The organism is Mesorhizobium intechi, assembly GCF_002879535.1.
Classification (GTDB): domain Bacteria; phylum Pseudomonadota; class Alphaproteobacteria; order Rhizobiales; family Rhizobiaceae; genus Mesorhizobium; species Mesorhizobium intechi.
Window position 1 is genome coordinate 1 of record NZ_PNOT02000389.1, and the last position, 6243, is coordinate 6243.

Consider the following 6243-nt stretch of genomic DNA (forward strand, 5'->3'; position numbering starts at 1 on the left):
TGTCGGTAGCGTCGGAAAGGCGAGATCTGGCCGCGTCGTCTACCGGACCGTTGCAAACGACCAGCAGTTTTTCAACAAAAGGCCTTATCGATGCAATCAGGTGAAAATAGTACTCATCTATCTTGCCTTCTTGATCGTAATAAAATGCGATTGCCAGGCGCCTCATCGACCTATCTCTCTCGTCCAATGGCACCTGGAATTAGAACGCTCCGATAAGGGATCGCCGGCGGCGTCGAACCACATCCTGCCACGCAAACATCATCGGGAAGCGGTGTTACCAGGTTGCGCCTTCGATGCCCGTGATAGCGTTGAAAAACAGGTATTCCAAGAGCGCTGGTTGGAATGGCACCATCTGGCAAGGCGTCGACCGCAGCCATTAAACCATTCGGTGTCGACAAAAAAGACCGACCACATGCTATCTTCCATGCGAAGTCGAGACGAGGCTTGCCAAATGAAACCCGCCTTCCAGGAAAAAGCGCACAGCGTTTTCGCCATGCCTGGAGTTTGACTAAGGCTTGGCCACAGCTCGATAGATCGGCCTCAGTATTTTGAAGAGGGTAGGCGCTCTGAACCACAGCGAGTTTTTAATGGCCAGATTGAGCTTACCCAGAGAGCGCTTCACTGATGTTACCGACGCCTGCGACGATAGTGCAGCGGGCGGTAGATGGTTTGCCGAGGGATAACCGGCCGTCTTCCACTCAGACAACAAATGGCACTGCCAAGGGAAGTCGCCTGACGGCATGAAGCTGGCGAGCTTTTGCAGCTTGAACTCGAGCATGGTGTAATTGTGCGCCGCCTGATGCGCGCACATGATGTGCCGCGTGGTATATCCAGCATCCTGAGCCGCATAGGCGATCAGCCGCTCCAGCACGTGAGCCAATCCGCCGTCAACATGATCCGACTCGGCATTGAAATCTTCCCATTTCCACTTGTGTTCGAACAGTTTGCGCAGGGCGCGTGGCCGGAACCAGAACATGGTGCCATAGGCAGCCACCGGGGTGTCATGATCGAACTTGACCTTGATGTTCAATAGCCGAGCGGTTTCCTCAACCTTTGGCTTGTTGAAGAACCATGCGTGTCCCAGGGTCGGATAGGAAATATGAACGATAGGCGGAACGGCCAGTCCGACCGACGGATTGTCGTGAAACATATCCAAAACGTTGTGAACATAGCCACGCGTATTCAGCAAATTCTCAAGCATATGACGCTTGAACAGGTTGCTTCTCGACGACTGCACTTGAGGCGATTTTTTTGTATGCAGGCGACAGACGAGGTCATAGCGATCGTCGACCAGCAGGTCGCGCAAGGAGATGAAAAGCGAGGACATGTCGCCGCCGCGGGTCTGCTCGACAACACGGACGATGACGTTCTTTACGCCAAGGCGTTTTGCCAGTGTGGCTTCAATCTCGGCCTTCTTTCCCGACGTATCCGTGGTGGCAATGAAATCATAAGGTACCGGGATGTTGGCGGTCAGGCCCAGAATCTCTTCCAGCATATCGGTGTAGCAAATGTGCGCGCAGACAGCGATCTTGCCGCAGTCGGAAGGAGCGTCGTCCTCTTTGGCTCGGTCATCGGGCAAGACGCTCATCAGCGCGGCATTGGTGTTTAGATTCCTCAATTCCGACGTGCGCAGGACATTGCGCCAAATCAGATTGAGATCGTAGTCGGATGTCTCTTCCAGAACTCGCAAAGCGCGCGGCAAATCAATGCCTTGAGCATTCAAGAACGTCGGATCATGAAAAAACGGACGTCGCTTTAGCAAGGGGAATCGGTTGATGATTGTCTCATCCACGTTAACAAACGCCGGATATTCCGAACCGTACTTATCCGGATCGACATACGCTTCCGCCGAGTAGCCAAGATCTGTGAAATGCTTGGTAAACTGCGACTCGTGAAGCATGATAGCGTCGATGTAAGTTTTGATCGCCGGAAGATTTTCCCAATATGTCTTGAAGGCGCGTGATTTCAGCATCTTCTCGCGGATAGCAATGAAGTTTGCTGTGAGATGGCGGGGCAGATGGCCTGTTCCGGTAAACGGATTTGGCGTCACTTTCGAATGGGCAGCGCTGCCCCAGAAATCACAATCCCGGCGCTCCATTTCCGAAAACATTTCCGAAAACGGGAAAAGAGGCCCGTAGCAGGTGTCATTCAGCAGGATAAGTTCATCGTACTCGGAAAGAGCGTCGAAGCCGACAGCGTCAATACCGGTCTTATATCCCCATACGTCAAATCCCACATTCTCCCGGACCAGAAGCTGATCACAACTGGCTTTGATCGCTATTTCCGAAAGCTTGGAAAGATTTCCGTTGGATACGACAACAATCCTCTCGACAAACTCGCGCAGCTTTTCGAGCAGGAAGATGACATAGTCATCGGCAATTCCATGCTCGTTGTAGAGAGAAAATACGGCAATACGACGCACCTTGATGCTCCTGACTAGACCGTGAACCTGCCTGGTACCCGCCATCATCCGCCACTACGCCGAGAGTTCGGTTTCAAAACCGCCCTCGTGCCGCGATAGATCGGCCTTAGTGCTTTGAACAGGATAGGCGCCCTGAACATCAAAGAGCTTTTGACGGCCAAATTGAGTTCAGCCAGAGAATGCTTCACTGACGTCGGCATTGGCGCCGGAGTGGCCGACACATGGCTTCCCAGGGGATAGCCGGCCTTCTTCCACTCGGACAAGAGATGACACTGCCAAGGGAAGTCGCCTGACGGCATGAAGCTGGCGAGCTTTTGCAGCTTGAACTCCAGCATGGTGTAATTGTGCTCCGCCTGGTGCGCGCACATGATGTGCTGCGTGGTATATCCAGCATCCTGAACCGCGTAGGCGATCAGCCGCTCCAGCGCATGGGCGAAGCCGCCATCGACATGATCCGGCTCGGCATTGAACTCGTCCCATTTCCACTTGTGTTCGAACATCTTGCGCAGGGCGCGCGGCCGGAACCAGAACATGGTGCCATAGGCGGCCACCGGGGTGCTCTCATCGAACTTGACGTCGATGTTCAAAAGCCGCGCGGTTTCCTCAACCTTCGGCTTGTTGGCAAACCACGAGAAACCCATGGTCGGATAGGAAATATGAAAGATCGGCGGAATGGCCAGGCCGACCGAAGGATTGTCGTGAAACATATCCAACACGTTGTGCACGTAGCCACGGCTATGCAGCAGATTGTCCACCATATGACGCTTGAACAGGTTGCCCATCGACGACTGCACTTGAGGCGATTTTTTTGTATGCAGGCGACAGACGAGGTCATAGCGATCGTCGACCAGCAGGTCGCGCAAGGAGATGAAAAGCGAGGACATGTCACGGCCGCGGTTCTGCTCGACAACGCGGACGATGACGTTCTTCACGCCAGGGCGTTTTGCCAGGACGGTTTCGATTTCAACTTTTTTTTCCGGCGTATTCGTGGTGGCTATGAAATCATAGGGTACCGGGATATTGCCGGTCAGGCCCAGTATCTCGTCGAGCATATCGGTGTAGTAGATATGCGCGCAGACAGCGATCTTGCCATAGTCGGCAGCACCACCGTCGCCTTTAATCCGCTTGTCCGGCAAGACACTCATCAGCGCCGCGTTGGTGTTGAGGGTTCTCAATTCCGACGAGCGCAGGACATTGCGCCAAATCAGATTGAGGTCGTAGTCGGATGTCTCTTTGATCATCCGCAAAGCACGCGGCAAATCGGTGCCATTCTGCTCCAAAAAAATGGGGTCATTAAAGAAAAGTCGTCTCTTTAAGATTGGATTTCTTTCTGATATAGTCTCATCTACTTCAATGAATACAGGATATTTCGACGTGTATAGATCCGACTCAACATATATCGAATATGTATATCCAAGCTCCTCAAAGAACTTGGTAAAACGCGACTCGTGAATCAACACCGAGTCTTTGTAATCTTTAATTGGCGGCATGCTTTCCCAATAATTCCGGAAAGCGATCGAGATAAGCATCGCCCTTCTTATCGCGATGAAATGAGAATTTAGATGGCCAGCCAAGCTTCCCTGCCCGGTGAAAGGATTGGGCGCCATTTCCCTGTGACCGGATATGCCCCAAAAATCGCAGTCCCGGCGTTCCATTTCCGAAAACATTTCGGAGAACGGGAAAACAGGTCCGTAGAATGTGTGGTTAAGCAAAAGGATTTCATCATAGTCGCCGAGCCTGTCGTAACCGATGAACTCGAGCCCTTGGCGATACGCCCCAACGTCAAATCCTGTATTCTTGCGGATAATAGTCTCGTCGACGGCGGACCGCAGTGAGGCTTCCGATGATTTTGAAATGGCCCCGTTCGAGACAAAAATAATCGTCTCCACAAATGGCCGCAATTTTTCCAAGAGGTAGAATATGTAGTCATCAACCTGGCCGCGCTCGTCATAGAAGAAAAATATCGCCGCACGCCGCATCACCAAGTCCCTGCAAATATCACTTGCACGTGGTATAGGGACCACGTCTCCCATGGAAACATTTTCGACGGCAGACGCTTCCGTTGTCACGATGTCATAGTTCTAGCCAAGTTGTGAATCGATCCACTCGGAAAGCTGGTCGATCCCCTCGCCTACACTTTTCAAAGGTCGCCATTCCAGTTCGTCCATCGTCCTGTCGATGTTGGCGACAGCGCAGCGAACGTCGCCGTTGCGGAACATGCCGTTGACGTGCGGTTCCGGCGCCCCGTATCTTTTCGCGACGATCCTTGCCAGGTCAAGAACCGTGGTCTTGGACCCTGTGCCGACATCATAGGCGAGCGACTGTGACAGATCCGTGGCCGTGGCGTGGTCGAGAGCCGACGCCACATCATCGATGAAGACGAAGTCGCGGCCGATATCCCCGTCCTCATAGATCGGGATGCTCTTGCCTTCCTTCGCCATCCTGATGAACAATGACACGATTCCCGTGTAGCTGTTGGTCAGGGATTGGCCAGGACCATATACGTTCTGAAGGCGAAGCACGTTGACGGCTGTTCCGAACGAAAGGGCCCAAGCCCGCAATACCTGTTCCTGGGTTAATTTCGTTGCTCCGTAGATGCTGGTTGGATTCGGTATCGTTGTTGCCGCGTCCATCGGCAGAGGTTCGAGCCCGGGAAAATCCCACTCCGCGCGTTCGAGCTGCTGTTTCGATCTCTGACCGGGATATGTTGTCTCGCCTGTTTTCCTCGACCGCCATGCCCCCTCTCCATAGACGGCGCGGCTCGAAGCGAGGACAAAACGCTCCGGAACGTGCGATGCCGTGGCGAAGGCGTCCAGCATGCGGGTGGTGCCAAGAACATTTGCTATTGCGTGGCGAGAGGCCTCCGTGAGCGACTGACCCGTGCCGGTTTCAGCAGCTAGATGCACCACAACTTCAGGTCGGATGGTTTCAAGTGCCTGCGCCCAGGTCGAGGCCTCGGTCACATCGGCAACCACGAGTTGAACGCGAGGATCAAGGTCGGCGGGACGCTTTCGCTCCGCGTGGATCTGCGGATGCAAACTGTCGAGGACAACCACGCGATCGAAGCGGTTTGCCAATTTGGCGGACAACGCGCATCCAATGAATCCAGCGCCGCCGGTCACCACGCATGTTTTAGGCATTCGAGCAGCATTCCCGTTTCATTGACTTGGCCGTTCGTTATCAGCGTCAACCTCATTTGAATAGATACAACAGGTCAGCTCCAGTCGAATTGGATCTGGGGTGTAGCATTCGGGTTTCCACGCCTGCCAGGGTAGCAGCAAACGGCGACTCTCTGACGAAGCGGCCCGATCAGCCGATCAACATGTTGCCTGCTTTCTAAAAGCACTCCAAATCATCGCGGTCCGGTCACGGGCAATGCAGTGCATCGGTCTGGTTTGCGGTGCCATTTTCAACACCCAGGCAACCAACTAGCCAGCGCCGGCTCGTGGCCTGGAAGGTCTGCCATTCACCATGATCAAGAGAATGACTGAAGCCGCAAAGCCGGCAATGCAAAGTTCCAACGTTTTCAGCAGGTGACTGCTGTCGTAATAGAAACGAATTTTGCTTGGCCCGTTCACCTCAACGGCAGGGAAGAAATCTAAAAACTTCGCTAGTTCAACCGGCTTTCCATCCAGCGTGGCCCGCCAATCCTCATTGATGCGAATTGGGAAAACGATCCATCCAGGGGTTGCACCCGAATATTCCAATGTCAGGTCATCCGGTTGATACGTCGCAAGGCGCACAGGGCCATAATCCGCTTCCGGTTGTCCCCTCAACTCATTCAAGTAATAGGCGGAACCTGAAACCGCATGATTTTCGAT

Annotated in this window: 5 protein-coding genes; 1 reads left to right on the forward strand and 4 read right to left on the reverse strand. The window is 53.5% G+C overall.

Annotation, left to right across the window (positions count from 1 at the left end; all coding sequences use genetic code 11):
* On the forward strand, nt 1-508 hold a 508-nt coding region (locus tag C1D09_RS33550; protein WP_208760461.1), incomplete at its 5' end, for a hypothetical protein.
* On the opposite strand, the gene C1D09_RS32590 is transcribed toward C1D09_RS33550, so the two are convergent.
* The 4 genes from C1D09_RS32590 to C1D09_RS33395 form a co-directional block, all read right to left on the reverse strand.
* Entirely contained in the window at nt 509-2422 is a 1914-nt protein-coding gene (locus tag C1D09_RS32590; RefSeq protein WP_246135969.1) for a rhamnan synthesis F family protein, read from the reverse strand.
* 44 nt (nt 2423-2466) lie between these two features.
* On the reverse strand, nt 2467-4401 hold the full coding sequence (locus C1D09_RS32595; RefSeq protein WP_143978024.1) for a rhamnan synthesis F family protein: 1935 nt from the start codon (nt 4399-4401) through the stop codon (nt 2467-2469).
* A gap of 102 nt (nt 4402-4503) precedes the next feature.
* Nucleotides 4504-5562, reverse strand: coding sequence for an NAD-dependent epimerase/dehydratase family protein (locus C1D09_RS32600; RefSeq protein WP_143978022.1), 1059 nt, complete (start codon nt 5560-5562; stop codon nt 4504-4506).
* A gap of 288 nt (nt 5563-5850) precedes the next feature.
* On the reverse strand, nt 5851-6243 hold a 393-nt coding region (locus C1D09_RS33395; protein ID WP_167514844.1), incomplete at its 5' end, for a YfhO family protein.